Source organism: Deferrivibrio essentukiensis (genome assembly GCF_020480685.1).
Lineage (GTDB): Bacteria > Chrysiogenota > Deferribacteres > Deferribacterales > Deferrivibrionaceae > Deferrivibrio > Deferrivibrio essentukiensis.
In genome coordinates this window covers 21,588-48,452 of sequence record NZ_JAJAFU010000013.1, presented here as the reverse complement: position 1 = coordinate 48,452, position 26,865 = coordinate 21,588, and the positions used below count along the sequence as shown (strand labels likewise).

The 26,865-nt window shown below is 35.7% G+C and carries 20 protein-coding genes; 5 read left to right on the top strand and 15 right to left on the bottom strand.

From position 1 onward, the window contains the following. Window positions 1–17: 17 nt before the first annotated feature. The 8 genes from LF845_RS07500 to LF845_RS07465 all read right to left on the bottom strand — a co-directional run bounded on the left by LF845_RS07500 (window position 18) and on the right by LF845_RS07465 (window position 10,385). Complete coding sequence (locus tag LF845_RS07500) at window positions 18–2,366, bottom strand: heavy metal translocating P-type ATPase (RefSeq protein WP_242820393.1); 2,349 nt, start codon at window positions 2,364–2,366, stop codon at window positions 18–20. Between the two features lie 245 nt (window positions 2,367–2,611). After that, entirely contained in the window at window positions 2,612–3,355 is a 744-nt protein-coding gene (locus LF845_RS07495) for a sulfite exporter TauE/SafE family protein (protein ID WP_242820392.1), read from the bottom strand. A gap of 264 nt (window positions 3,356–3,619) precedes the next feature. Then, window positions 3,620–4,318: an Abi family protein gene (locus LF845_RS07490; protein WP_242820391.1), complete on the bottom strand. Its 699-nt coding sequence runs from the start codon at window positions 4,316–4,318 to the stop codon at window positions 3,620–3,622. A 377-nt stretch (window positions 4,319–4,695) separates the two neighbouring features. Then, window positions 4,696–6,312, bottom strand: a complete 1,617-nt coding sequence (gene ade, locus LF845_RS07485; protein ID WP_242820390.1) for an adenine deaminase — start codon at window positions 6,310–6,312, stop codon at window positions 4,696–4,698. A 12-nt stretch (window positions 6,313–6,324) separates the two neighbouring features. Further along, the gene (locus LF845_RS07480; protein WP_242820389.1) at window positions 6,325–6,744 is read right to left on the bottom strand and encodes a SoxR reducing system RseC family protein; all 420 of its coding nucleotides are present in this window, start codon (window positions 6,742–6,744) and stop codon (window positions 6,325–6,327) included. After that, complete coding sequence (locus LF845_RS07475; protein WP_242820388.1) at window positions 6,722–6,946, bottom strand: FeoA family protein; 225 nt, start codon at window positions 6,944–6,946, stop codon at window positions 6,722–6,724. The genes LF845_RS07480 and LF845_RS07475 overlap by 23 nt, the downstream gene beginning before the upstream one ends. Continuing rightward, a complete protein-coding gene (feoB, locus tag LF845_RS07470) occupies window positions 6,946–8,886 on the bottom strand; it encodes a ferrous iron transport protein B (protein ID WP_242820387.1) in 1,941 nt (646 codons plus the stop codon). Before feoB ends, LF845_RS07475 begins: the two co-directional genes overlap by 1 nt. 86 nt (window positions 8,887–8,972) lie before the next feature. Further along, window positions 8,973–10,385, bottom strand: coding sequence for an aspartate aminotransferase family protein (locus tag LF845_RS07465; protein WP_242820386.1), 1,413 nt, complete (start codon window positions 10,383–10,385; stop codon window positions 8,973–8,975). A gap of 108 nt (window positions 10,386–10,493) precedes the next feature. On the opposite strand from LF845_RS07465, the gene LF845_RS07460 reads away from it, so the two are divergent. The 4 genes from LF845_RS07460 to LF845_RS07445 all read left to right on the top strand — a co-directional run bounded on the left by LF845_RS07460 (window position 10,494) and on the right by LF845_RS07445 (window position 15,113). Beyond that, the gene (locus LF845_RS07460) at window positions 10,494–11,288 is read left to right on the top strand and encodes an enoyl-CoA hydratase/isomerase family protein (RefSeq protein ID WP_242820385.1); all 795 of its coding nucleotides are present in this window, start codon (window positions 10,494–10,496) and stop codon (window positions 11,286–11,288) included. Between the two features lie 6 nt (window positions 11,289–11,294). Beyond that, window positions 11,295–12,671: an RNA-binding domain-containing protein gene (locus LF845_RS07455; RefSeq protein ID WP_242820384.1), complete on the top strand. Its 1,377-nt coding sequence runs from the start codon at window positions 11,295–11,297 to the stop codon at window positions 12,669–12,671. Continuing rightward, complete coding sequence (locus LF845_RS07450; protein WP_242820383.1) at window positions 12,668–13,303, top strand: enoyl-CoA hydratase/isomerase family protein; 636 nt, start codon at window positions 12,668–12,670, stop codon at window positions 13,301–13,303. Before LF845_RS07455 ends, LF845_RS07450 begins: the two co-directional genes overlap by 4 nt. A 268-nt stretch (window positions 13,304–13,571) precedes the next feature. Further along, the gene (locus LF845_RS07445) at window positions 13,572–15,113 is read left to right on the top strand and encodes an ATP-binding protein (protein WP_242820382.1); all 1,542 of its coding nucleotides are present in this window, start codon (window positions 13,572–13,574) and stop codon (window positions 15,111–15,113) included. A 143-nt stretch (window positions 15,114–15,256) separates the two neighbouring features. Here the strand turns inward: LF845_RS07445 and LF845_RS07440 are convergent, their stop codons facing one another. Together LF845_RS07440 and LF845_RS07435 are read right to left on the bottom strand one after the other, a co-directional pair. Further along, complete coding sequence (locus LF845_RS07440) at window positions 15,257–15,607, bottom strand: flagellar protein FlaG (RefSeq protein ID WP_242820381.1); 351 nt, start codon at window positions 15,605–15,607, stop codon at window positions 15,257–15,259. 65 nt (window positions 15,608–15,672) lie between these two features. After that, complete coding sequence (locus tag LF845_RS07435) at window positions 15,673–17,967, bottom strand: flagellin N-terminal helical domain-containing protein (protein ID WP_242820380.1); 2,295 nt, start codon at window positions 17,965–17,967, stop codon at window positions 15,673–15,675. A 397-nt stretch (window positions 17,968–18,364) separates the two neighbouring features. Between LF845_RS07435 and LF845_RS07430 the strand changes: the two genes are divergently transcribed. Further along, window positions 18,365–19,075 (top strand): DUF4412 domain-containing protein, encoded by a 711-nt coding sequence (locus LF845_RS07430; protein WP_242820379.1) that lies wholly within the window; start codon window positions 18,365–18,367, stop codon window positions 19,073–19,075. 298 nt (window positions 19,076–19,373) lie between these two features. On the opposite strand, the gene LF845_RS07425 is transcribed toward LF845_RS07430, so the two are convergent. The 5 genes from LF845_RS07425 to LF845_RS07405 all read right to left on the bottom strand — a co-directional run bounded on the left by LF845_RS07425 (window position 19,374) and on the right by LF845_RS07405 (window position 26,863). After that, the gene (locus LF845_RS07425; RefSeq protein WP_242820378.1) at window positions 19,374–20,738 is read right to left on the bottom strand and encodes a 3-oxoacid CoA-transferase; all 1,365 of its coding nucleotides are present in this window, start codon (window positions 20,736–20,738) and stop codon (window positions 19,374–19,376) included. A gap of 12 nt (window positions 20,739–20,750) precedes the next feature. Beyond that, complete coding sequence (locus LF845_RS07420) at window positions 20,751–21,926, bottom strand: thiolase family protein (protein WP_242820377.1); 1,176 nt, start codon at window positions 21,924–21,926, stop codon at window positions 20,751–20,753. A gap of 189 nt (window positions 21,927–22,115) precedes the next feature. Next, entirely contained in the window at window positions 22,116–23,435 is a 1,320-nt protein-coding gene (locus LF845_RS07415) for a sigma-54 interaction domain-containing protein (protein WP_242820376.1), read from the bottom strand. 6 nt (window positions 23,436–23,441) lie between these two features. Beyond that, window positions 23,442–24,506 (bottom strand): GGDEF domain-containing protein, encoded by a 1,065-nt coding sequence (locus tag LF845_RS07410; protein WP_242820375.1) that lies wholly within the window; start codon window positions 24,504–24,506, stop codon window positions 23,442–23,444. Further along, window positions 24,506–26,863 carry a DNA polymerase I gene (locus tag LF845_RS07405; RefSeq protein ID WP_242820374.1) on the bottom strand — a complete coding sequence of 786 codons (2,358 nt, stop codon included), beginning with the start codon at window positions 26,861–26,863 and terminating at the stop codon, window positions 24,506–24,508. The genes LF845_RS07410 and LF845_RS07405 overlap by 1 nt, the downstream gene beginning before the upstream one ends. Window positions 26,864–26,865 lie beyond the last annotated feature (2 nt).

Genomic DNA, 26,865 nt, shown 5'->3' with positions numbered 1-26,865 from the left:
TTTATATTCATAACAAATCACTCATTACTACTTTCAAATTTCCATCTTTTCAGCCTTAGCGCGTTGCTGACAACAGAGACGGAACTAAATGCCATTGCAGCTCCAGCCACAATAGGGTTTAAAAAACCTGATGCTGCTATAGGTATGCCAATAATGTTATAAATAAGTGCCCAAAAAAGATTTTGTTTTATATTTCTTATCACCGCTTTACTAAGCTCGATACTCTTTGCTACCCCAAGAATATCCCCTTTTACAAGAGTAATATCAGCAGCCTCAATAGCTATATCCGTACCTGTGCCAATTGCAATACCTATGTCGGCTACGGCAAGCGCCGGTGCATCATTAATACCATCCCCAACCATTGCCACAATTTCTCCATTATTTTGAAGCTCTTTAATCTTATCAGCCTTTTGGTCAGGCAACACTTCCGCTATTACGTTGTCTATATTTGCTTTTTTAGCTATCTCATTTGCCACTTCCTTATTATCTCCGGTTAGCATATAAAGTTTTAACCCTTTATCTTTTAAAATATTTATCCCTTTTACCGAAGAAGCTTTTATCTCATCTTTAACGGTAATAGCTCCCAAATATTTTCCGTCAAGAGCAACATACACCTTAGTGCCAACGGTAGGATTTGACTCATCTGCAAAAGTGCCTTTTATTTGCTCCTCTATAAATTTTTTTGAGCCAACCAAAACAGTCTTGTCATCAAGCTCGCCTTTTATACCTTTGCCGGGCACAGCCTCTACATTTAACACATTCAGTAACTCACCCTTATAATGATTAACTATAGCCTCAGCAATCGGATGCTCCGAATATCTTTCAACAGATGCCGCTAATTTTAATGTAAAATCTTTATCTTCAGCTAAAATATTTGTCACAACAGGCTTACCTATCGTAATCGTCCCCGTCTTATCAAACACAACAGCAGTTACCTTATGCAATTTTTCAAGGTATTCTCCCCCTTTAAAAAGTATCCCGCTTTCCGCTGCTTTTCCTGTCCCAACCATTATGGATGTGGGTGTGGCAAGCCCAAGGGCACAAGGGCAAGCAATAACAAGGACTGCCACCATATTGATTATACTTAAGTTAAAGTCATGATTGCTACCAATAAAGTACCAATAGACAAAGGTTAAAATCGATATCCCAATAACTGTCGGGACAAAATAGCCGGAAATGACATCGGCAAATCTTTGTATAGGAGCTTTTGAACTTTGGGCTTCTTCAATAATTTTAACTATCTGAGCAAGCATAGTATCTTGCCCGACCTTTGTCGCCTTGTATTTAAAAGTATTGTTCTTATTGACGGTCGCCCCGATAACCTCTTCGCCGACCCCTTTTTTAACCGGAACACTCTCCCCGGTAATCATTGATTCATCTATATATGTTTCACCTTCTACGATAACCCCATCTACAGGCAATTTTTCCCCCGGTCTTACAATGACAATATCACCTTCTATCACTTCTTCAGTCAAAATTTCTTTTTCTACTCCGTCTTTTATTACTCTTGCTTTCTTCGGAGTCAAATCTATAAGCTTTGATATAGCTTCTTTTGTTTTCCCTTTTGCTCTTTCTTCAAGGTATTTACCCAACAGTATCAATGTAATTAAAATCGCCGAAGTCTCAAAATACAAGTGCCCGCCGGCAAAGATATTATACACACTAAAAAAGTAGGCGGCTGATGTACCAAGAGCTACCAACACATCCATATTTGCACTAAAATGTTTCAGATTGGCATAAGCCCCTTTATAAAATTGAAAACCGCAATAAAACTGAACAATTGTTGCAAGGAAAAGTTGAAAATATTTATTGGACAAGAAATCAGGTATAAGATACAATTTAAACATCATATCAAACATTGCCAAAAGAAACGGTATAGAAAAGGCAATGGACAATGTGAGCTTGAATCTTTTTTCTTTCACTGATTTATCGCTTTCTTGCAAAATCTTATTTTTTACCAAGTTTGGTTCATATCCGAGTTTGGTTATTTTTTCAGCTATTTGAGTCTCATTTTGAACACCTTTTAATACGTAAAAAGTCCCTTTGGCCATAGTAAGATTTACTACCGAGCTCAAAACACCCGGCATTTTTGCAACCTGCTTTTCTATCCTGTTTGAACAAGCCGCACAAGTCATCCCCTTAATATCAAACTCTACCTTTTCCTTCTCGACTTCATAGCCCAAACCTTCAATCTTATTAACAATATCATTGAGTTCAACGGAATCTTCCGCTTCAAAGACAACCTTTTCCGTAGTCAGATTTACATTTGGATTATGTATGTTTGGGAGCTTTTTAAGCATCACCTCAATTCTTCTTGCGCAAGCCGCACAAGTCATCCCTTTTACAGATAAACTATAACTTTTCATATTCGCCTCACATTGTATACCCTATGGGGGTATATATAAGCAAACTTTGAAATAAATCAAGAAGGAAAGTTCAAGGTCAAAAGTTCAACGTTCTATGTTCTATGTTCAAGGTTCAAGGTTCAAGGTTAAAACGTGTAAACGTTACAAAACGTAAACCGAAAGCCGAATAACGAAATTCGAATCTCGATTTATGAATAACGACTCACGGTTTACGAATTACTTACTACTTAGCACTTAACAGTTAGTTATTTATAGAAGAGGAGTTTTACTGCAAAGATGATGATGCAAACCGTGACAAAATATTGAATAAATTTATTCCCTTTTTTTACACTTACTGTTGTGCCTAAATTAGCACCTATTATGCTTCCAGCACCGAGGATAAGCCCCAAGGTAAAATTTACTTTTGCATTCATTATAAATATTACAAGTGCAAATAGTGTAAAAATAAGTATTACAAACGTCTTAACAGCATTACCTGCTACAAGGTCATACCCTGTCAGCATCATACCTGCCAAAATCAAGAAACCAACACCTGCCTGTATAAAACCTCCATAAATTCCGATAAGAAAAAACACAATAAAGATTACAATTTTTCTTCTTAAAGAAAAATCTTCATCCTGCTTAGTCTTTAATTTATTAAGAGGATTATACAATGTTATTAGAGTGATAACTATCATCAAGATTGCAAGATATTTTTTAAATGAATTCTCACTGATAATAGTAGCCCAATATGCCCCAAGCAAGCTCCCCAAAGTAGCAGGGATAGCCGCAAAAATCGCAAATTTTACGGGGAAAACACCATATTGATGAAATTTTCTTACAGCAAAAAGACTTTGGAGAAAAATACCTAATCTGTTTGTCCCATTTGCCACGGTAGGGGGGAGCCCCATAAAAATAAGAAGAGGTATCGTTAAAAATGAGCCGCCGCCGGCAATCACATTAACAAACCCGGTCAAAATGCCAACTAAAAATAGTAATATCTCTTTCATAAAGACTTAATAATATAATTTTTAATAAATGTCATTACAAATTAGACCTGCAGCCACCCCATTTTTTGCACTCTTATGCCATGTGTACACTCTTCTTTCTTTTCATATTTCCTTCGCATTCTTAGCAAGTTATCTACCGTACATTTCCTCCATTTTGTTGTTATTGTTGCTTTTTTGGATGAAAATAATATGCAACATCTTGGAAGCATTATTATTGTGACTAAATGTCAATTATATAAAAAAATGGGGTGATACCAAAAGAATTCAAGCCTCCTTAATAAACAAATCACCTATCTGGCTTTCTATCTGTTTTATTTGAAATTGTTTATCATAAATATGATCAAAATTATCTAAAAGTATCACCATCTTTTTTATATGAGTATCTATGCCTCCAATTACTTCTACGATATCATCATGAATCTCCTTTAATCCAACATTATTCCATATGGGTTCATGGTGAAATATTCTATTTCTTAATTTCCTTATTTCATTGAGTTTCCGAGAAAGGTATTTGCGGTTTCTATTTTTTCTTAGCAAATCAGGAAAAACTTTTTTGATGATTTTATGCCATAATTTAACATCATATCTCTTGTTAAATAAACTTGTCCAAAAACCAAAGTTAAGTTCCGCAATAATTTTACCTTTTGTCAAATCTTCAGTCCTTTTTGTTATTTCATCTTTAGCTTTTGATACAAGTACTAATTCATTTTTTTCTAATATGCCGTATTTATCTTCATACCAATCATCAAATCCAAAATAATCAATAATTGCATTATTAATACTGTTTCTTAAAGAAATTTCCAGAATTTGTAACAAAGGATAAAAGCATTCTGACAACTTTATATTCCATATATAATGGGATAAGATTATTTTATCATCTTTTGTTTTTAATATTTTCTCGTAAGGTGTTAATCTATCGTTTGATAAATATGTTCTGATAGATGTCGAAAAATTAGCTTGCATTTTACCTCATTTTTCTTATACTTAGTAATGCAGCCCACGGGCAAATCCTCTCACGCTACGAATGTAGCGGTGACGAACCCGTGGTTTTTTCTTTTTATAGTTAAAAAACTATTCTGTTGCAACATATTAAAATCTGCTATCACCCCATTTTTTACACTCTTATGCCATGAGTACACTCTTCTTTCTTTTCATATTTCCTTCGCATTCTTAGCAAGTTACCTATCGTACATTGCCTCCATTTTGTTGTTATTGTTGCTTTTTTGGATGAAAATAATATGCAAAATCTTGGAAGCATTATTATTGTAACTAAATGTCAATTATATAAAAAAATGGGGTGATGTCAGAGATTAGACCTCTTTTAAAAAATAAATTTATTCTTAAAGGCCTATAAATTTGAAATTTTGCGAATCAAACAAGCCTTTATCACTCATTTTAAGGTCAGGGATAACTAAAAGTGCCATAAATGAAAGTGTCATAAATGGTGAAGTCAACTTGCTCCCCATATTTTTTGCCATAACATCAAGTTTTTTATACATTTTTGCTACATTGTAGCCATCATCACCACTCATAATACCGGCAAATGATAAAGGTAATATCTCATCTGTCACCCCGTCACTTGCACTTATTCCACCCTCATTTTCCATTATAAGATTTACAACACGACAAAGGCTGTCATTGTCACAACCTACCGCGACAATATTGTGTGAATCGTGTGCCACGCTTGAAGCAATTGCCCCTGATTTTAGCCCGAAGTTTTTAATAAAACCTACTGCAGGTTTTGATTTTTCATAGCGATTTACTACCGCAATCTTTAAAGTATCTCTACTTGTATCGGCGACAAGCTCACCTGCAATAGAATTTATCTTAAATCTTTCTCTGCTTGTAATCAGACTGTTGTCATGCACAGTGATAACATTTACTTCCATATCTTTTTCGCTTTTAATTTGAAAATCTTCCTGGCTTAATTTATATTTCTTAAAATTATTAACCTTTTCAAATGACTTATATGGGTACTCCGGTCTACCGTTTCTGGCAACAATTTCACCATTTATGTATGTTCTTAGTACTTCAAAATTTTTCAAATCGGAAACCACAATAAAATCTGCACTGTCCCCTACCTGCAAAAGCCCCACATCAAGTCCGTAATGTTTGACGGGATTAAGTGTTGCAGCCTTTAGTACCTTAAAAATATCAACACCAAGTTCCACGGACTTTTTCACGAGAAGGTTTATATGCCCATCCACAAGGTTATCAGGATGCAAGTCATCGGAGCAAAACATACAATAATCAGGATACTTCTCAAACAACGGGTAAAGAGTGCTGAAATCTTGTGCAGCAGAGCCTTGCCTTATCTGAATTTTCATCCCAAGATTTATCTTTTCTTCAGCTTCCTCAATACTTACAGACTCATGGTCAGCAACTATCCCTGCCTCAATATATTTTTTTAAATCTGCTCCTCTTAATTTTGGAGCATGCCCATCAATCTTTCTGTTTAATTTTTTTGCAATTTCAATCTTTTCAGCCACATTTTCGTCATTATAAATTACGCTGGGGACGTTCATCATCTCCCCTAAAAATTTTAAATCGTATTTTTCAAAAAGATATTTTATATCTTCAATATCAATTTTGCCCCCTGCCGTTTCATAATTTGTAGCAGGGACGCAAGATGGCACACCAAAATATACTTTTATAGCAGACCCTTGTGCATTTTGGTGCATAAATTCTACACCTTTTCTACCTAATACATTTGCAATCTCGTGTGGGTCAGCCACACAGGCAACAGTCCCATGAGTCGAGGCTATTCTTGCAAATTCGTATGGAAGAAGCATTGAACTTTCTATATGAATATGAGAATCAATAAATCCCGGTAATATGAATTTGTCCGACTTTAAATTTTCCCTAACAATATCCTGTATTCTGCCATTTTCAACCACAATATACCCGGGGTAAATCTCTTCCTTTATAACATCTACAATATTTCCCGAAATCTTCACTTTATTTGCCGCCTAAGATTTTTCTATTTTTTCAATCGAGATATTAAGCTGCCCGGAGCTTTTAAGATAAACCCTTAATATTACAAAATATATCCCGAGCACAACAAGGGAGACGACTGCTGTAACAATATCTTTTGAAAATACTTTATCAACTGTCACAGCTATTATAAGCATTAAAATAATAGGAAGGATATATGCCATCAAAACAGAAAAAAGAAGGCTCTTTTTAGATAACGAAATTATTACTTCACTGCTTATATCTATATTCTGGTCAGATGTTATGGTAAAACTCTTTTGAGAAGTTTCTCCACCATGGCAGCTCCCCCCCATAGAGCATGATGAGCAAGCAGACATAGGCATCACTTCCACTACGTATTTATTTTCATCAATCTTCTTAACGACCTTGCCTCTATGCGTTATTTTTTTTGACATAAATTTTTTCTCCTAATTTGTTATCAATTGCAAATCTGCTATGATACACTTCAAATATTATTGTAGGATTTTTTTGTAATACTTTCAATTCTGTCCCCGGCAAAATCCCCATAGACAGAAGTTTTTTCATCGATTCCACATCAGAAGAATCAATGTTTTCAACAATATAAGTTTCTTTAACCCTGGCATCATTCAAATTCATTAATACCCCCAAGCAGTAAGTAACATATTTAATAAAATACCGAATATAAAAGCAAATGGTATTACGGACAAAAATATAAGCACTGATGTCTTGGCACCCCTTTCCTTAATCATAACAGCAAACTGTGCAACACAGGGGACAAAAAGGGTCAATACTACTGCAGCAACCACCATCTGCTTATTTGTCATAAGATGCTGAATATCGTATAGCCCCGCTGCTCCAAAATCCCTTCTGAAAAAACCGTATAAAAATATTTCCCCCATCTTGTCAGGCAAGCCTGCCCACTTTGCGGGGAATGTCAAAACATATGTCAAAAAGTCAAATATCTTTGTAATCTTCCCTATCCATATCAGAGCACTTACATAGATAAATATAGGGATAATCTCAAAAGCATACCATTTTAGTCTCGAAAAGGTTTTTACCATTACATTGCCAAATTTTGGCATCCTAATAGGCGGTACTTCCATAAAAAATGTTGCCCCGTCCCCTTTAGTATATTTGTTAAGGACATAGCCTGAAATCAGGAAAATAACCAAAATAGAAATAAACCAAATCATAAGCATAGAAAAACTGTCCCCCAAAAGCCCTAAAATTACTCCAAGCTGAGCAGAGCAGGGGATTGTAAGGGCAAGGAGAAATGTCACCAAATATCTTTCCCTTTTAGTCTCAAGTGTCCTTGTGACAACAGTAGCCATAGTACCGCAACCAAGACCTAAAATAAGAGGGATAACTGACCTTCCGCTCAGACCGATTTTCTTCAATATTTTATCAAGGAGCATTGAGATTCTCACCAAAAATCCTGAATCCTCAATTATCGAAAACATCAAGAAAAAAGTTGACACTACAGGCAATACAATTGCAAAGGCATATCTTACCCCAAGTGTAATCATTCCGTAATCTCCGGCAAAAAGATTAAAGAATATGCTGTCACCAAGAATTTTTCCAAAGAAAGCATTTACATAAGGGTTGATAAGCTCTTCAAATATTTTTGTTTCAATCAAATCCACAAGAGTGCCTGCTCCAAAGCCGCCAACAAACTTATAAAACCCAAAATATAAGATAACAAATACGGCGAAAAATCCAAATATAGGATGAAGTGTCAGTTTATCTAATAATTCTGTTATTTTAATTTTTTTAACACTTTTATCCTCCGATATATGCTCTTTAATTATTTCGGCAGCCATTTTGTGCCGGTCGTAGGCAATGCGAAGATTTATATCTTTATCATAAAATTCACTAACCTTAGCTTTAATTTCTTCAATATTTTCCTTATCTTTCAGCAAATTGTACGCTTCGTTGTCATTTTGGAGAAGGAGTGTCGCAATGCTCCTTTTACTAATTGGATATTCACTTTTTATAAGTCCGGCCACTTCAGTTATGGCTTTTTCTATATTTTCCGAATATTCCACAGTAATAGGTTGGTATTTATACCTTTTTTCAGCAACGCTAATTATCCTTGATATAAGGTTATCAAGTCCATAGCGCTTTGTAGCAATAGTACACACCACAGGAATACCAAGGTCATGCTCGAGGTGTGAAAGCTCGATATCAAGCCCTCTCGTTTTAAGCTCATCATACATATTAAGTACAAGTATAACAGGAAGATTTGCTTCCAATAATTGCAGCGTCAAAGGGAGCATCCTTTCTATATTTTTAGCATCAATGACATGAAGTATTACATCAGGCCTCTCTTCCAATATAATCTTTTTAGTTACATTCTCCTCTTCAGTAATTGTAATCATATTGTAAAAGCCCGGCGTATCAATAATCTCAAGCTCGTGGTGACTGCCTATTTTTGTAGTCCCCTTTGTTATAGATACAGTCGTGCCCGGGTAATTCGAAACGGAAGCGTATTTGCCTGTAATATGGTAAAATAAAAGACTTTTCCCTACATTGGGATTTCCTACCAATAAAACCTTATATTTTTGAGCACCTGTCATACGTCCTCCTATCAATTACGAGGAAAGTTAGATAAACCTAACAAAAAAGTCAATACTTTTTTTTTCATTTCAAAAAAGTTTTTATATCAATCGATTATAAATTCAAAACCACCCGTTCTCAATGTTTCTACAGATAATTTAAAAGCATTGATTATACTTTCAATATCTTGCCTCGTATGTGCAGCAGAGATAAAACACGTTCTTTTTTCCCATGTGTAGATATTGTTGTAAATCAATATTTTAAACAGTAAGTCAAGCTCCAAAGGCTCCAGAGTCAAGTCATATCTTCCAAGCCCGAAGAATCTAAACATCGACTCACAATAATCAAGCCTGAGGGGGATATTTTTACCCTTAAAATAGCCATTTAATGATTCAGCAAGATATGCCATATTAGCACGCATCTCTTCATATATACTATTTTTCCTCTTTTTAATCTCCGTCAACGATGCTTTGGCCGCCGCAATAGATAGAGGATGCTTATAATAAGTCCCTGCGTGAAATATTACATTATCGTGCGGTGCACTTTTATCCCCAAATTGCCACATCCCGCCGTCCAAAAGCTGCATATATTCATCCTTACCGGCAACGGCACTTATCGGCATTCCTCCGCCTAACGCTTTACCATAGACCACCAAGTCAGCCATCACGTCAAAGTATTTTTGAGCGCCTCCCGGACTTATTCTAAAGCCTGTAATTGTTTCATCAAAAATAAGGGCAGTATATGTAGTAGAAGTTATCTCCCTTAAATTATGCAAAAATTCTTTAGGTCTTAAGGCAGGGTTTCTACTCTGTACAGGCTCAACTATTACAGCCGCAATCTCTTTTATATTTTTCTTTATAAACTCCAACGACTCAGAAGCCCCGTAATCCAACACATACAAATCTTTTACAAAATTATCAGGTGTCCCGATAGAGATTGGCTTAACACTGTTAAAATTTCCCACGCCAAGCACACCGTCAAAAGTCCCGTGATATGAGCCTTTAAATATTACTATTTTATTTTTCCCCGTTTTCCCTCTTGCAATACGAATAGTAGTCATGACAGCCTCAGTCCCGGAGTTACAAAAAGCTACCCGCTCTACACCTGTCAGCTCAGAGATAAGCTCAGCAACTTCAGCAGACAATTTAAGCTGAGGGCCAAGTTCAACTCCAAGCTCAAGCCTTTCTGAAATCGCCTTTTTAACAAAATCGGGGTTGTGCCCCCAAAAATTTACGCCGTAGCCCATGGCAATATCTGTCAGCAGATTGCCATCTATATCTTCAAAATGTGCCCCTTTTGACCTCTTTGAAAATATGGGGAAAATAAGCTCTTTGATACTCTTTTTAAACGTCAGGGCATTCATCCAGTCACAGTAGACAAACCTTTTCTCCTGAATCCATTTTTTGGAAGATTCAAATTTATTGCTGTAAGCCATTGAAAAATCATCTATAAATTCCTGTTGTCTTTCTGTTAATTTGTCTTCAAAAAGTCGCATAGACCTATGATTAACCTTTGCCATGACACGCTCCAAGTTTAATTTTCTTGTAAATATCAATATTTTTTACTATAAGCAACAAATAAAAATATGAATTTGGGTAACTTCAAATACTCAATTTGGAGAGGAAAAATGATTAAATCTGAGATTTCAAAAAGGGCTTTCTTTATATCACTTAATAACAAATCGGGTGAAAACAGACTGAATATGAGTACGCTCAATCAAATTTACTCTGCACTTGAAAAGGGTGAAACGGATAAAAATGTTGATGTAATTGTTATAAAAAGCGAGCTTGAATATTTTTCTAAAGGTGCACCTATCGATGAGCTTGTCAAGTTTAATGAAGCTGAATCAAAAATTTATGCTAAATTAGGCCAAAATATCATAAAAAAGATACGAGAGATTAAAAAACCTGTAATTGCTTGTGTATGCGGCGACACTTTAGGCGGTAGCTTTGAGATTGTACTTGCCTGCGATTTGATTCTTGCCACAAGCGATGCAAGATTTGGATTTGACGAGGTAAATTTCGGACTTATCCCCGGTTTTGGCGGCAGTCAGATAATTGCCAAAAAATCTCATGAAACACTTGCAAAATATTTAATTTTTACCGGAGAAAAAGTTGATGCAGAGTTTCTCAAGCAATATGGGATATTTTTGAGCACCTACAAAGATAAAAATGAGCTTGAGCTAAATTTAAACTTACTCCTTGAAAAATTTGAGTCAAAAAGCCTTTTTGCCATCGGTCTTGCCAAAGAAACCATCAATAACGGACTTGAAACAGATTTTAATCAGGCACTCCTTATTGAGCAAAATGCTTTTACAGTGGCTTTTGCAAGCAACGATAAAATTGAAGGGATGAGCGCCTTCCTTGAAAAAAGGAGCCCGGAATTTAAAGACAGGTGGGAAGATTTTGAGGAGATAAAATAGATTAAAATGGATATAGAAAGACTAAATATACTAATAAGCCAAGGTGAATCCGAATTTGTTGAGTTTAAGTCTTCTTTTGATAGGGAAACTATTGAGTCAGTTTGTGCCTTTGCTAATACAAAAGGCGGCAAAATTGTTATTGGAATCACAGATGATGGTAAGATAAAAGGAATCAACATAAATGATGAAACTTTTCAAAATTGGATAAATCAAATAAAAACATCAACATCGCCTTCTATAATTCCAGAGATTGAAAAAATAGACATCCGTGGAAAATCTATTGCAATATTACATATAATTGAACAACCGATTAAGCCAGTAAGCTATAAAGGTAGATATTTTAAAAGAATAAATAATTCGAACCATCAAATGTCCCCCATTGAAATTGCCGATGAGCACCTTAAAACGATAAATTCAAGTTGGGATTTTTCTCAAGATTCTATACATACTATAGAAGATATTTCTTTAGAAAAAGTCAATCGCTTTATTTCAATGACAAATCAAAAAAGAGCTTTTCCAATAATTGACGATCCACTAACTGTTTTAAAAAAATTTCAAGCAATCAGGGAGAATAGGATTACTTTTGGAGCATATCTGCTGTTTGCAAAAGACTGTCCAATAGTTTCTACTATTGAAATGGGAAGGTTTGTAGACGAGACGAATATAAAAGATGATGTGACAATTAGAGAGGACTTATTTTCTGAAGTCGAACTCATAATGAATTTTATTGCAAAACATACAAACAAAGCACTTGTGTTTTCAGGTAACCCTCAACGGGAAGAAAAATGGGATTATCCTATGGAAGCGATCAGGGAGATAGTTTTAAATATGATTGTACACAGGGACTACAAAAGTAGTTATGACTCAGTCATAAAAATCTACAATAACAAAATTGAGTTTACTAACCCTGGTGGACTACCTGAAGGATTGACAGTAGAAAGCCTGAAAGAAGGAAATTTTGTATCAACACCAAGAAATAAATTAATTGCGGCAATTTTTAAAGAAGCAGGACTTATTGAAAAATACGGCTCCGGGATTAAAAGAGTCATTGAGGCTTTTAAAAAGTCTTCTATGCCTGAGCCTATTTTCGAAAGTACAGATAATTTTTTTAAAGTAACAATATTTAATTCACAGAGTCATATTGCACCAGAAGTTGCACCAGAAATTGCACCAGAAATTGCACCAGAAATTGCAACAAAAATACTTGAAATAATAGCGCAAAATCCCTATGTGACGATTAATGAAATTAGTAATATTATTGGTAAAAGCCTCAGATCTACAAAAAGCTACATAAGTGTTTTAAAGAAAAAAGGTATTCTTATTCGTGAAGGTAGTACTAAAAAAGGGAAGTGGATAGTTAATAAAAATATGGAGATAAAATGATAAAGTATAGTATTGAACAAGAAATAGCCACGATAGAGCTTTTCCCCGAGGATAAATTTAATATCCTAAATATCCCTACGATAATTAAATTAAGGGAGACTTTTAAGGAGATTTCTATATCGCAGGCGAAGGTGATAAGGGTCAAAGGGCACGGCGGCTCATTTGCCGTAGGTGCAGATATCAGACAAATGATTAAATACAGCGGATTTACTGCAAAGAAGTTTTCTATACTTGGCAACTCCCTTTTTAAACTTATGGACAGTATCCCTCAGGTAATAATTGGGGAGATTGACGGATTTTGTATGGGTGGCGGGGTTGATTTTGCTGCAAGCTGCGATTTTAGGCTTGCTACTAAAAAGAGTAAATTTGCTCATCCGGGAGCAAAGCTTGGAATAATTACAGGTTTTGGAGGGACACAAAGACTGCCAAGGCTGATGAAACCGGCACATTTACAAAAATTATTCTTGTTTGGTGATATGGTGGATGCAGAGTTTATGAAAGAAGCTAATTTTATCTTAGAAACATTTGAAAGTGTTGATGAGATGAATAACTTTGCCGACAATTTTGCCAAAAAAATTGCACGTAAAAACAAACTGTTTTTAGGGGAATATAAAGGGTTTGTAGGGAAATGATGTTCTACGTTCTATGTTCTACGTTCTAAGTTAGTGTTAAGTGCTAAGCTTATTATGATTTTAACTGTTAATAATTTTTACAAGCCTGTAAGACTATCACTTATCATTCAAAATCCATAATCCAAAATTTTCGCGTAGCGAGCCTAATTCAAAATTTATAATTCACAATTCATAATTCATAATTCTTGTCTTTAGGAGCATCCCCCTTGCCTAATCCTTCATTTTCGCCTATATTTTGTGAAAGAGTATACTCACTGCGGAGACAACTATGCAAACATTAAAAAAGCTTCCAATAGGTATCCAAACTTTTAGTAAAATAATTGAAGGCGACTACATTTATGTTGACAAAACAAAAGAGGTATTAGAATTAATAGAAAACTACTCTTATGTTTTCCTTTCCCGTCCCCGCAGATTTGGTAAGTCCCTTTTTCTTGATACATTAAAAGAATTATTTGAAGGGAATAAAAAGCTTTTTGAAGGTCTTTATATTTACGATAAATGGAACTGGGATGAAAAATACCCAGTGATTAAAATAAGTTGGGATGGTAAAAATAGGACAATAAAAGACTTGGAGTCGACTCTTAGAGAAACTTTGTTAGAAAATCAAAGAAGACTTGGTATAGAATGTGACGATGATTTGGATTTGGTTATCTGTTTTAGAAGATTAATTACCCAGGCATCAGAAAAATACAATCAAAAAGTGGTCGTGTTGATAGATGAATATGATAAACCTATTCTCGATGTATTGGATAATATTGAGCAAGCAAAAGAGCATCGGGAATATCTAAAAGGATTGTATTCTGTTTTAAAAGGTGTAGATGCCCATATCAAATTTGCATTTTTGACAGGGGTAAGTAAATTTTCCAAGGCATCTATCTTTAGCGGGCTTAATATGCTAACTGATATCTCTCTAAATCCCAAGTTTGGAAATATCTGCGGCTATACTCAAAATGACATCGAGACAACTTTTAGACCTTACTTTGAAAACGTAGATATGGAAAAGGTAAAAAGATGGTATAACGGCTATAACTTTCTCAAGGATAATGTTTATAATCCCTTTGACATTTTACAGTTTATCAGCAATGAATTTGTATTTGACAATTATTGGTTTGAAAGTGGCACGCCATCTTTTTTGATTAAACTCATAAAAGGGAAAGATTATTTTTTACCTAATTTAACTAATCTGGTTGTAGATAAAAAGATACTTTCAAGCTTTGATGTTGAAAATATTGATTTGGAAGTAATACTTTACCAATCAGGTTATTTGACAATTCAAGAGGTGATTGATACAGGCAGGTCAATAGAATATAGATTAAGAGTGCCAAATTTAGAAGTACAGATATCTTTAAATGATTACATCCTTCGTTATCTTTTCCATTATAAAGAGTCCCCGTCAAATCAAAATCTTACTTTTAAAGCCTTGTTTAATGCAGATTTAAATATAGTAAGAGATAATTTAATTTCTCTGTTTGCTTCAATACCATATTATAATTTTACAAATAATGAGATGAAGTTACATGAAGGTTTTTATGCAAGTGTAATTTATTCATACCTTGCATCACTTGGCTTCAGAATTGTTGGCGAAGATGTTACGAATAAGGGCAGGATAGATTTGACACTTTTTGTGGAAGATAAGGTTTATATTTTTGAATTTAAAGTTGATGGCAAAAAAGGTGAGGCGTTAAATCAAATCAAAGAAAGAAAATATTCTGAGAAATATTTAAATGAGGGCAAACAAATTTATCTTATAGGTATTGAATTTAGCTCTGAGGAAAAGAATATTACTAATTTTGAATGGGAAAAGGTGTAGGTTTAATGTTCAACGTTCTACGTTCTAAGTTCTACGTTCTATGTTCTACGTTCTAAGTTCTACGTTCAATGTTGCTTTTGACTTAACACTTAGCACTTAGTACTTAATACTAATTAAAAAGCCGGGTTGCCCCGGCGAATATTTTAAGATTTGCTGTCAAACAAGAGACCAATCATCTCCCTGACATTTTTTGACAATTTTAATGCTTCCTCAGAAGGTATCTGCCTAATTACCTCTTTTTCGTCGCTGTCAATCACCTTCACAATCACTTTGTCAACTTCTTTGTCTACGACAAACTGGCGTTTTATATTCAAATTTTGCAGTGTTTTGTTAAGGTCCTCAACGGCAGACTTTACCTGCTCCTCTGAGGGTTGCCTTTTTTCTGCCACAACCTGCTGAGTCTGTTGCTTAGCCATATCTTTTGAAGCCGCATCAATAGGTTTTGATGCCTGCTCCACCTGATGAGCTGTGACATTTCTTATAGTATCCAACATTTTAATCACCGCCTTTTTAGTTTAGAGCAGGGATGACCCTGCCCTTAAATTTTGTTACCGCCAGTTTACTGAAGAAGTTGTAAAGCCATCTGTGGCAACTGATTGGCTTGTGCAAGCATTGCAGTACCAGCTTGAGAAAGGATTTGGTTCCTTGTAAATTTAGCCATCTCTTCAGCCATATCAAGGTCACGAATCCTTGACTCAGAAGCAGTTAAGTTTTCTCTTGCAGTATCAAGGTTTGATATTGCACTTTCAAGCCTGTTAATCTGAGCACCTATTGTAGCCCTTGTGCTTGATACAAATTCAAGAGCCTTGTCAAGCTTTGTAATAGCTTTTTGAGCTGAAGATTGGTCAACCATCAGCACATCTTCAAGTCCAAGAGATTTTGTATCAATCTGAGCAATACTTACATTAATTGCCTGTCCTTCATTTGCACCAATCTGAAGGTCTGTAGAGTTGTCAACCACGTGAAGGAACACGTTCGTATTACTTGCAGCACTAAACTCTAATTTGCCATCATCATTAGAATCCGCTACGTCTACACCTAAAGAGCTATCTACCTTAACATCAACACCTGAAATAACTCCTTTTAAAGTATAATCGTTAACTGTGTCACTTCCAATTTCTTCACCTGTATGTGCATTTGTTACGGAAATTGTTAACTCTGAATTTTCACCTTCTTGAATTGTAGCAAGTGAAAGTCCATCAATAAGTGCCTGGTCTCCGATAAATGACAATTTACTATCATCACCAAGCAGGGCTGTTTGAATTACAAATGTACCTGCTACTGCTTGATTAGAGTTTGAATTGCTTACTGATTTAACATAATCTACAAGGTGATTATTTACTGTACTAGTATCACTGCCAACACCAAGCTCGTTAACTAAAGCATCAGTAAGTTTTTGCTCAAAGTCAGCTACAGTATCGCTACCTTCTAAAAAGATAGTTGTCTGCTTACCATTACCAAAAATTGTAAGCTCTTGAGTATTATCAAAGATATTTCTTCCATCTGCTGTTACAAATCTTGCAATGTCAGAAAGCTTGGTAGATGTCGTAGCTCTATCCCCTGGGCCTGCAACATCAAATTTTAAATCACCTGCTAAAGCAGCACTTAATTTACCCATTTCAAACGTAAAGCTACCTAAGTTTACGCTGCCATTTGCAGTATTTATTTCAGCAGTATAAAGAGTATTTTGTTTGTATTCAGAGCTACTTACAATATTGGCAAGCTCAAATTCTGCAGTTTTACCATACGAATCAGTAAAAGTGACATAACTGTTAGCAGCCGCTGTAGCATCAGTACTTCCATCAGTTACCCAAAATAGTTTTTTGTCACCTTCACTAAATTTAAGAGAATCAGCAGCTGAAAGTGTAATATCAATACTTCCATCTATATTGTTAATAACTATTGAGTGACTACCACCACTATAGCTAACACTAGTCCACTCTGTGACATCTCCTGTAATAGCATTAATAAATCTTGCCTTACCTACATCGGAAATATTAGCTCCACCCGCTGTCCAACCTTGAGCCATCTCAATTTCAAGATAGCCTGATGTGCCAGTTGCAGTAATAGTTACGCTTGTTAAATTTAATGAACTTGCTCCATTTACTGTTGAATCTACTAAATATGTCCCTACAGCACTACCAACATCTGTAGTAGATAAGTCCGCATTAGAAAAAGTTAGTTTGTAGCTTTTACTACTATCATTAATAGTACTATTTAGTCCACTAACATTTTTTATACTTCTTGCTGAAACATCATTATCAATAATTTCAGCAGCATAAGCTCCATCTTTTAATGTCATAATATCTGTTTTATATACATAATTAGTACCTGGGTTTGCCGCAATGCTAAGCTTGTAGTTACCTTCAGCTACTGAACTTTTAACTAAAGCATCGATTTTATTGCTGCTTGATGACCATAGTGCTGTAGCATCACCGTTTAATAACTTCTTAGTGTTAAATTCTGTAGAAGATGATATACGGTTAATTTCATCTTTTAGTTGGTCTACCTCTTTTTGAATCTCTTTACGGTCGTTTGATGTGTATGTGCCGTTTGCAGCTTGTACTGCCAATTCTCTCATCCTTTGGATGATGTTTTGTACTTCTTGCAAAGCACCTTCACCGGTCTGCAGCATTGATATACCGTCTTGAGCATTCATACTTGCTCTTTTAAGACCGCTGATTTGTCCTCTTAATTTTTCAGAAATTGCAAGCCCTGATGCATCGTCACTTGCGTGGTTAATCCTAAGACCTGAAGAAAGTTTTTCCAATGTCTTAGCTGTTGCTGAATTTGTTTGCCCCAAATATCTTTGAGATGTTAACGAAGAAATATTGTTGTAAATTGTAAGTGCCATAACTTACCTCCATGTGTTTTTTAATTTTGGCATCCTTGCCTTTTGTTAGTTAAACGTTCAACGTTCTACGTTCAAGGTTCTACGTTAAATGTTTCAACGTTCTAACGTTCCAACTTTCTAAAGTTCCTACGTGCTAACTTTTCTTCTCACCTCCTTGCCCAATTTTCTTTAGAAAACAAAAAGGGCCGACATGGTTTAAAACCACATCGGCCCGATTGTCTCAGTACCTTTTCCTATTTAGCTTTCTGACTACCTAATCGAACAAGGTGCGAAAAACTTTAGAAAAATTTTACATTTTCACATACCCGATAAAATTTAAGCACTTAATCCTAATCCTACAAAGCAAGTTTTAAATATTTGTGCTATAATTTATTATCCTATCCCAAGGAGATATGTCATGAAAACTTTAAAAATTATTTCAGTTATCACAATTTTCCTTTATGGACTAACTTTTCCCGGAGTTGCCAAAGAAAAAAGGTATGATGTAGAATCAGGTATTATAGAATACGCCATCTCTGCCACAGGAAATGTTTATGGGATGCAGATAAAAGAAGAAGGGGCGTCCACACTTATTTTTAAAGATTTCGGTGAGCTTGAGCTGCAAAAGTCAGAGACAAAATCAACCACAATGGGCAGGCAAAATATTACCAAAGAGATGTCAAAATATGACAAAGATATAGTCTACACCGTAGATTTTGATGAAAATATTATTATCAAGGCAAACATAAATGAAATGCAAAAGATGAGCGAAGAATACAAAGATTTAAAAAGCTTTTTGAAGTCGAACAAAGCTAAAAAAGTAGGGCATGAAAAGGTGCTCGGATACCCTTGTGATATCTGGCAATATGAACAGGCAATAATTTGGATTTATAAAGGGATACCTCTTAAAAGTAAAGCAGAAGTGATGGGGGTAAAAAGGGTAGAAGTCGCAAAAAAAGTACAGTTTAATATAAAAATTAGCGACTCTGAGTTTAAACTGCCCAATTATCCTATAAAATCTTACAGGGAGGTGATGAGCGGGCCGGACAGTCAAAAGGGGGATAACAATCAGCCAAGTCAAGAAGAGATTCAGCAGATGATGAAACAATTTATGGGCGGGAAAAATTAAGAATTAGTGATAAGTGTTAAGTACTAAGTACTAAGTGCTAAGTATTAAGTTAAAATACCATCCCTGACACCAAGAGAAGGATACGTTTTTTTGCAGGTAAATAAATGTCGGGCTATGTAATAAGTTACAATAGGCTACCTAATTCTTTCACAATACCCATCCTTCGCTCAATTTCTCACTGAGCTTAATTAATAAAAATAAACAAACCTATTGCTTGCAACAGATATTTGTCATATATCATACAATTTCGGTTTATAAGAATCAGGCGACCGCAATGGCCGCCTGTTGTGTTAAAAAATTACTTTAAATTATCTGCTACTTTAAAGTCGCAACCAGTCGTTGCTTTTATATCCTCAAGGTTTGAGAATGGCGATATTTCAATAAGTGTAAGCCCTTCATCCTTATCAACAGTAAATACACCTTTTTCGGTAACAATCATGTCTACTACATTTTTGCCCGTGATAGGCAGAGTGCAGTCATTGAGTATTTTAGGACTTCCATCTTTTGCAGTATGCTCCATCATAACAATAAGTTTTTTCACCCCTGACACCAAATCCATTGCACCGCCGGGACCTTTGACCATTTTCCCCGGAATTACCCAATTTGCCAAATCTCCATATTTGCTTACCTGCATACCGCCCAAAACGGACAAATCAAGGTGACCGCCCCTAATCATGGCAAATGATTCTGATGAGTCGAAGAAACTAGCACCTTTAATATAGGTAACAGTTTGCTTACCTGCATTTATAAGGTCAGCATCCACCTCTTCCTCTGTAGGGAATGGCCCGATACCGAGTAGCCCGTTTTCAGAATGAAGAATAATATTGATATCTTCAGGGACAAAGTTTGCCACAAGTGTAGGCATACCTATACCTAAATTTACATAATATCCGTCCCTTAGCTCTTTTACAATCCTTTTTGCCATCCACTCTTTTTGCTCATTAAACCCTTTTGCACTGATTGTACCTGTATTTACAGTCCTTTGCTCAATAGGCTTTTCGTAATTTGTACCAAGTACAAGTCTATCTACATAAATCCCCGGTAAATGAATGCAGTGAGGGTCAAGCTCACCTGTTTCAACAATCTCTTCAACTTCAACAATTGTTAATTTCCCCGCTTTAGCACAGGCCTCATTAAAATTATTGGCTGTCATTCTAAACATTACATTGCCTGCCTTGTCAGCCTTCCACCCTTTGACTATTGAAAGATCAGCCACAATACTTTCTTCTAAAACATACTCTTTTCCGTTAAATACCTTTATCTCTTTATCTTTAGTCAAAATTGTGCCGTAGCCTGTCCTTGTGTAAAACGCAGGGATGCCTGCACCTCCGGCTCTGAGCTTTTCAGCTAAAGTCCCCTGAGGGGTAAGCTCAAGCTCAAGCTCTCCGTTTAAATATTGCTGTTCAAATATTTTGTTTTCTCCCACATAAGAAGAGATCATCTTCTTCACTTGTCTTGTTTGTAAAAGCAGACCAAGACCAAAATTATCCACACCTGCATTGTTGCTAACAAAAGTCAAATCTTTTACTCCGCTGTCCCTTATTGCAAGAATCAATTTTTCAGGGATACCACAAAGGCCAAATCCACCTGCAGCAATTGTCATCCCGTCTTTTAAAACACCTTCTAACGCCTTTTCTACTGATTCGTAAACTTTATTAGCCATTAGTCACCTCTCTTAAAGTAGCTCAAGCAATACTGCCACAGCTTCACCGCCACCGATACAAAGGGTAGCAAGACCGTATTTCTCTTTTCTAAGTTGCATCTCATTTAATACTGTTACCACAAGTCTACCACCGCTTGCTCCAACAGGATGCCCGATAGAAACTGCCCCTCCGTTCACATTCACTTTATTTATATCAAGTCCAAGTTTTTTGATTGCAAAAAGTGGTACAGCGGCAAATGCCTCGTTTATTTCGTAAAGTCCGATATCGTCCTTTGAAAGTCCCGTTTTAGCCCAGATTTTTTCAATAGCACCTACCGGAGCCTCGCCAAAATCATTAGGATGGATACTGTTTGTAGAATAAGCAACCAATTTTGCCTTTGGCTTTAAACCATATTTTTTAACGGCATCTTCTGAAGCAAGAAGCACAGCTGCAGCACCGTCATTTATCGTGGAGGCATTGCCGGCAGTAATAGTGCCATCCTTTTTAAATACCGGACGCAAATTTGGTAGTTTTGATATATCCCCTTTAAAAGGCTCTTCATCTCTGTTTACAACTATTTCACCCTTTTTACTTTGTTTAACTACAGGGACGATTTCCACATCAAATCTACCACCTTCAACAGCCTTTTGGGACAAAGTGTATGACCTTATAGCGTATTCATCCTGCTCCTGCCTTGAAACATTGTTTTTTGCTATACTTTCTTCAGTAATCTCACCCATATGTCTGCCGGAATAAGGGTCAAGGAGGGCATCAAAAATCATTAAATCGAGGATATTGCCATTGCCCATTCTGTAACCAAATCTTGCCTTATCAAGTGCATAAGGTGTATTTGACATATTTTCCATACCGCCTGCAATAGCTACTTCGCTATCACCAAGCATTATTGACTGCGCAGCAAGCATAATTGCTTTCATACCGCTTCCACATACTTTATTAATTGTCATTGCGTGAGTCTTATCTTTTAATCCAGCCTTTCTCATCGCCTGCCTTGCAGGTGCCTGTCCGCTGCCACCCATAAGTACTTGCCCTAAAATAACTTCATCAATAGCATCAACATCAATCCCTGTTTTTTCCACAAGCCCTTTGATTACAGTTGCCCCCAAATCTGCAACATGGACATCTGCCAAACTTCCGCCATATGAACCAAAAGGTGTCCTTAAAGCTTCTACAATGTAAACATTTTTCATAAACATACCCCCATTTTTATTTGATAATACATTGTTGCAATTTGTATGCCTATATCAATAAAATTTTTAACTCTAACTATTAATAAGTTACAAATACATGTAAGACTGCCTGAATTATATTCAACTCAACATGCAGACATTTAAAGAAAATAAATGAGTTATAAACAATTCAAGTGAGTTATATTCGACTCATACAATTTTGTGTTTTTTCAAAAGCCTGACCACTTTTGTCTGAGAAAGGTTTAAATGTTTGGCTATCTGTCTTGTAGAGCCAAATTTTTTCTTAGCTTTCAGCAAGATATTTTTTTCAAACAGTGCAATCTGTTCGTCAAAATTTAACTTGTTGCCACTAAAATCTTCGTCAAAGAGCTGGTTAAGGTCTGAAAGGGTAATATTATTTGACTTTGTGGTAACCACAAGCCGCTCTATGGTATTTTCAAGCTCCCTCACATTGCCCCGCCAATTATACGTCTTGAAATACTCAATCACACTATCGGAAATATATTTGTAACTATTATACTTTTCATTAAACTTTTTCAAAAAATATTCGCACAAAATGGGGATATCATCCAACCTTTCCCTTAGGGGCGGAATATTTATCGGAATAACGTTTAATCTGTAATATAAATCTTCCCTAAAACGCCCTTCATTGACAAGTGTGTAAAGATTTTTATTGGTAGCAGCAATTATCCTCACATTGCTCTTTATCGACTTTGTGCCTCCTACTTTCACAAACTCTTTTTCCTGAATAAGTGTCAAAACTTTTGCCTGAACATTCAATGAGAGCTCGGAAATCTCATCCAAAAAAATTGTCCCCCCTTCTGCTGCCTCTACTAATCCCATTTTACCCCTTGTATTTGCGCCGGTAAATGCACCCGATTCATAACCAAATAACTCTGATTCCAACAATGTTTCAGGGATTGACGCACAATTTATTTTAAGAAATTTGCCATTTTTTCGATCACTCATCTTATGAATCAGACCTGCAAGAAGGCTTTTACCTACACCTGATTCACCAGTTATAAGGATATTCGCATCGGTGGGAGCAACTTTCATTGCCATATCAATAACACTATTCATACTGCTGCTTGTGGTAATGATATCCGACTCTTGAAGTTTGAATTCCCTCAATGTGTCTTTGTCCACTACATCAGTATAGTTAATTACGGTCAAATCCCATATTGTATTTACAACATACTTGAGGTTGCCATTATCATCAAATATCGGTTTCCCTTTTACAAGAAAATTTTTGCCTTTGCTTGTCCTGTAAGTGACGGTAGCAGGTTTTTTATTTTCAAGGACAAGGATACTTGCAGAGCCGCTAAAATATTTATATACATTGACAAGGTCATAGAGTGTCTTCCCCTCAAGTTCGTTTAAGGAAAATCCTGACATCTCTTCAAAAGCCTTATTCACCCAGAGGGTCTTACCTTGACTATCTACGAGGTAAATACCATTGTAAACATTATTAAAAATCAGTTTTGACAACTCCGGGCTCAACTCTTTCATAGAAATCTATGCAATGCTAATCGAACCTTTAGACTCTTTTTTGCTTTTATAAAGCATATCATCAGCAAGCTTTATCAAATCTACAAGAGGGATAGGCTCTTTCTCCGCTCCCATCTCCACGCATCCTGCACTTGCTGTTACAAGCTTTTCCAAATCAAACTCATTTGACAAGTCTTCCAGTAAATCGGTTACCTTACTGTGTATTATCTTAGCTTCATCCGCACCTTTTTTAGGGATAAGCATAAAAAATTCATCCCCTCCAAACCTGCCGATTATGTCGCTCTTTCTAAACTTTTCCTTAAGCCCTTTGCCAACTCTTCGCAAAAACTCATCCCCTACAAGATGTCCCAACGTGTCATTTACGATTTTAAAATTATCAAGGTCAAACATTATAAAGAAAAAAGGTTGTGCATATCTCCTATGCCTGTTTAAAAATATTTCAAGATTTTCATATAGTCCGTTTTTATTGTAGCAGCCAGTCAAATCATCTATTTTTGATTTCATCCTGATAAATTCACTATCGTAAATTTTTCTAAGAGAAATCCCTGCCTTAAAAGAAAGCTCCTTTATAAAATCAAAACTCACGGTTCCTGAAAAATCATCGGAAAATCTGTCAGTAGATTTGCTATAAATATTCAGACTACCCACAAGCTTATCATTTTCAAAAATAGGGCTAATGAGATATGAGCCCATCTCAGGATAAAGGTCAAACTCACTAATCAAATTTACCTTATTGCTACCGATATACGGTCTTTTTTTAAGAAAGAAATACTTAAATACGTTTGTATTGTAAAACTTAATGTGTTGATACTCCTGCGTGTTGTCAAAATCTTCAAAATTAAAAATATCTTTGTTTATACACAGATATATTTTATCAAGAGAAAAAATCTCTTTTAAGTAACTGAGAGGCCTTTCTTCAATATCTGAAAGTTTTCGAGACATCAAAAAGGCATATTCTACAATTTTAAACCCCTGATGCTTGACTTCATTTTCCCTGATAAGTCCGATTATCCCCTCAAGCTCATTTTTTAGCTCGGAATTTTCCTTTAAGATTGTATTTAATCTGCTCATTATTTAGCCTCCCCTAAATTTGAAGCGGTAGAGCTATTTACCTCAAGCTTTACATCAAGACTTAACACATTTTCCATAATATATTTTACCTTATTTTCTACCTGTAAAGCAATATTTTCATCTACCTCAAAGACTAACTCATCATGTATCTGCAACACAATATCAGCATCGATATCTCGGACATATTCATCACTCTTTAACATCGAAAGTTTTATCACATCAGCGGCAGAGCCCTGCAAAATAGAGTTAAGAGCCATCCTTTCTGACCTGTTTCTTAAAACGGGATTTTTGCTGTTTATTTCGGGGAAGAATCTTTTTCTTCCGAGAATCGTCTTTACAAATCCCTGCTTTCTCGCCTCATTTACCACCTGTTCAATGTATCTTTTCACCTTTGGGTAGGTCTTAAAATATGTCTCTATAAACTCTTTAGCATCTGCATTTGATACTCCTGTATCTCTGGCAAGACCGAAAGGGCTTAAACCATAAAGTATCCCAAAATTGACAGCTTTTGCTATTCTCCTCAAATCCCCCTCAATCTTCTCTTCGGGGAGTTTAAAGATTTTTGAGCCTGTAATCTTATGTATATCAAGGTTATTTTTAAATGCACTTAACAGGGTTTCATCTTGAGAAAAATGTGCCAAAAACCTCAGCTCTATCTGAGAATAGTCAAAAGATATAAATTTCTTCCCCTCGCTTGCTACAAAGGCAGACCTAATTTTCTTCCCCCACTTCCCTTTCAAAGGGATATTTTGTAAATTTGGATTATTGGAAGAAAATCTACCGGTAGCTGTGCCTGTCTGTTTAAATTCTGAATATATTCTGCCTGTATCTTTATCTATATACTCCGGCAATTTTGTGATGTATGTATTTAAAAGCTTAGTAAGCTCTCTGTATTCTATGATATTTTCAAGCAGTTTTTTGCTATGCTGATTCACAATCACCATATTTCTCAATGACTCTTCATCCGTGGAAAAACCTGTCTTTGTCTTCTTAAAGGGAGAAAGTTTCAGTTTATCAAATAAAACCTCCCGAAGCTGCTTTGGTGAATTTATATTTATCTCTTCGCCAATCTGCGAGTAAATCTCTTTCTCTTTTGCTAACGCTTCTGTTTGTATCTCATCATTCAATCTATCAAGTATTTTTCTATCAAGGGTTATCCCTGCATTTTCCATCCTGGCAATTACTTTTGTCAGGGGAAGCTCATACTTGAAATATATTTCATAAAGCTCATTTTTCTTTAGATTTTCAATCTCTTCAGCTACTCTATTTCTCACCTTTGCAATAAAATCATTCACAGATTCATTTTTGGACATCCCAAGCCCGCCACTGTCAGGGTTATTCAGCCAAGAGATAAGGAGTAAATCGCAAACATCATCTGTATAAAATGCTGATTGTTTGTACAAGTTTTTTATATCATAGACATATTTGACTGATGTGGTAGGCTGAGCATTTTCGATAATTTCGTTTTGCTTTGAAAGAAAAGTCTTGTTATCAATAAAGAAAAGAATACCCTCACTGAAATCTTTACTTTTTATTTCTTTGTCACTTGTTTTAAAAATTCTTTTATACAAGCTATTTAACTCAAGCTCTTTTAATACCTGTTTTATATCACCCTTAACCTTTAAAGTCTCAATGTTATCTATTACTTTCAGCCTTGCAAGCTCTCTACTTAAAAATGCTAACTCTTTATTCTCTGTGAGCTTATTCTTTAAACTACCTTTAATATTTTCCACATTTTCATATACACCCTCAAGAGAGCCGTATTCTTCCAATAGCTTTATAGCAGTCTTAGGGCCAACACCTTTTACCCCCGGGATATTATCTGCCGAATCGCCGCAAAGAGCAAGAAAGTCAAGTATCTTATCCGGATATACCCCTATCTTTTCTTTTACCGCTTCCTTATCTAAAAGGTTTCCCGTTTGATAATCAAGGAGCTTTACCTTTGAATTTACAAGCTGCATTAAATCTTTGTCTTTTGTCACAAGGTAAACTTCTCCGTCACTCTTTTCAGTCAAAGTGTAAATAATATCATCGGCTTCTATCCCTTCTATACAAAAGACATCTATCCCCAAAAGGGGTAAAATTTCCTTTACCTTTTCAACTTGAAAAATTAAATCCTCAGGGGTCGATGGTCTGTTTGCCTTATATTTCTCAAGCATTTTGTGCCTATCTGTTTCCCCTTTTGAATCAAATGTCACATATAATTTTTCAGGATTAAATTTTTCTTTGATAGAAAGTATCGTGTTTATAAATGAATGAATTAGCCCGGTAGGCTCACCCTTTGAGTTAGTCAAAGGTGGGACTTTGTAAAATATCCTGTAAGCAACCGAGTGGCCGTCTATAATAATTGTCGACATAA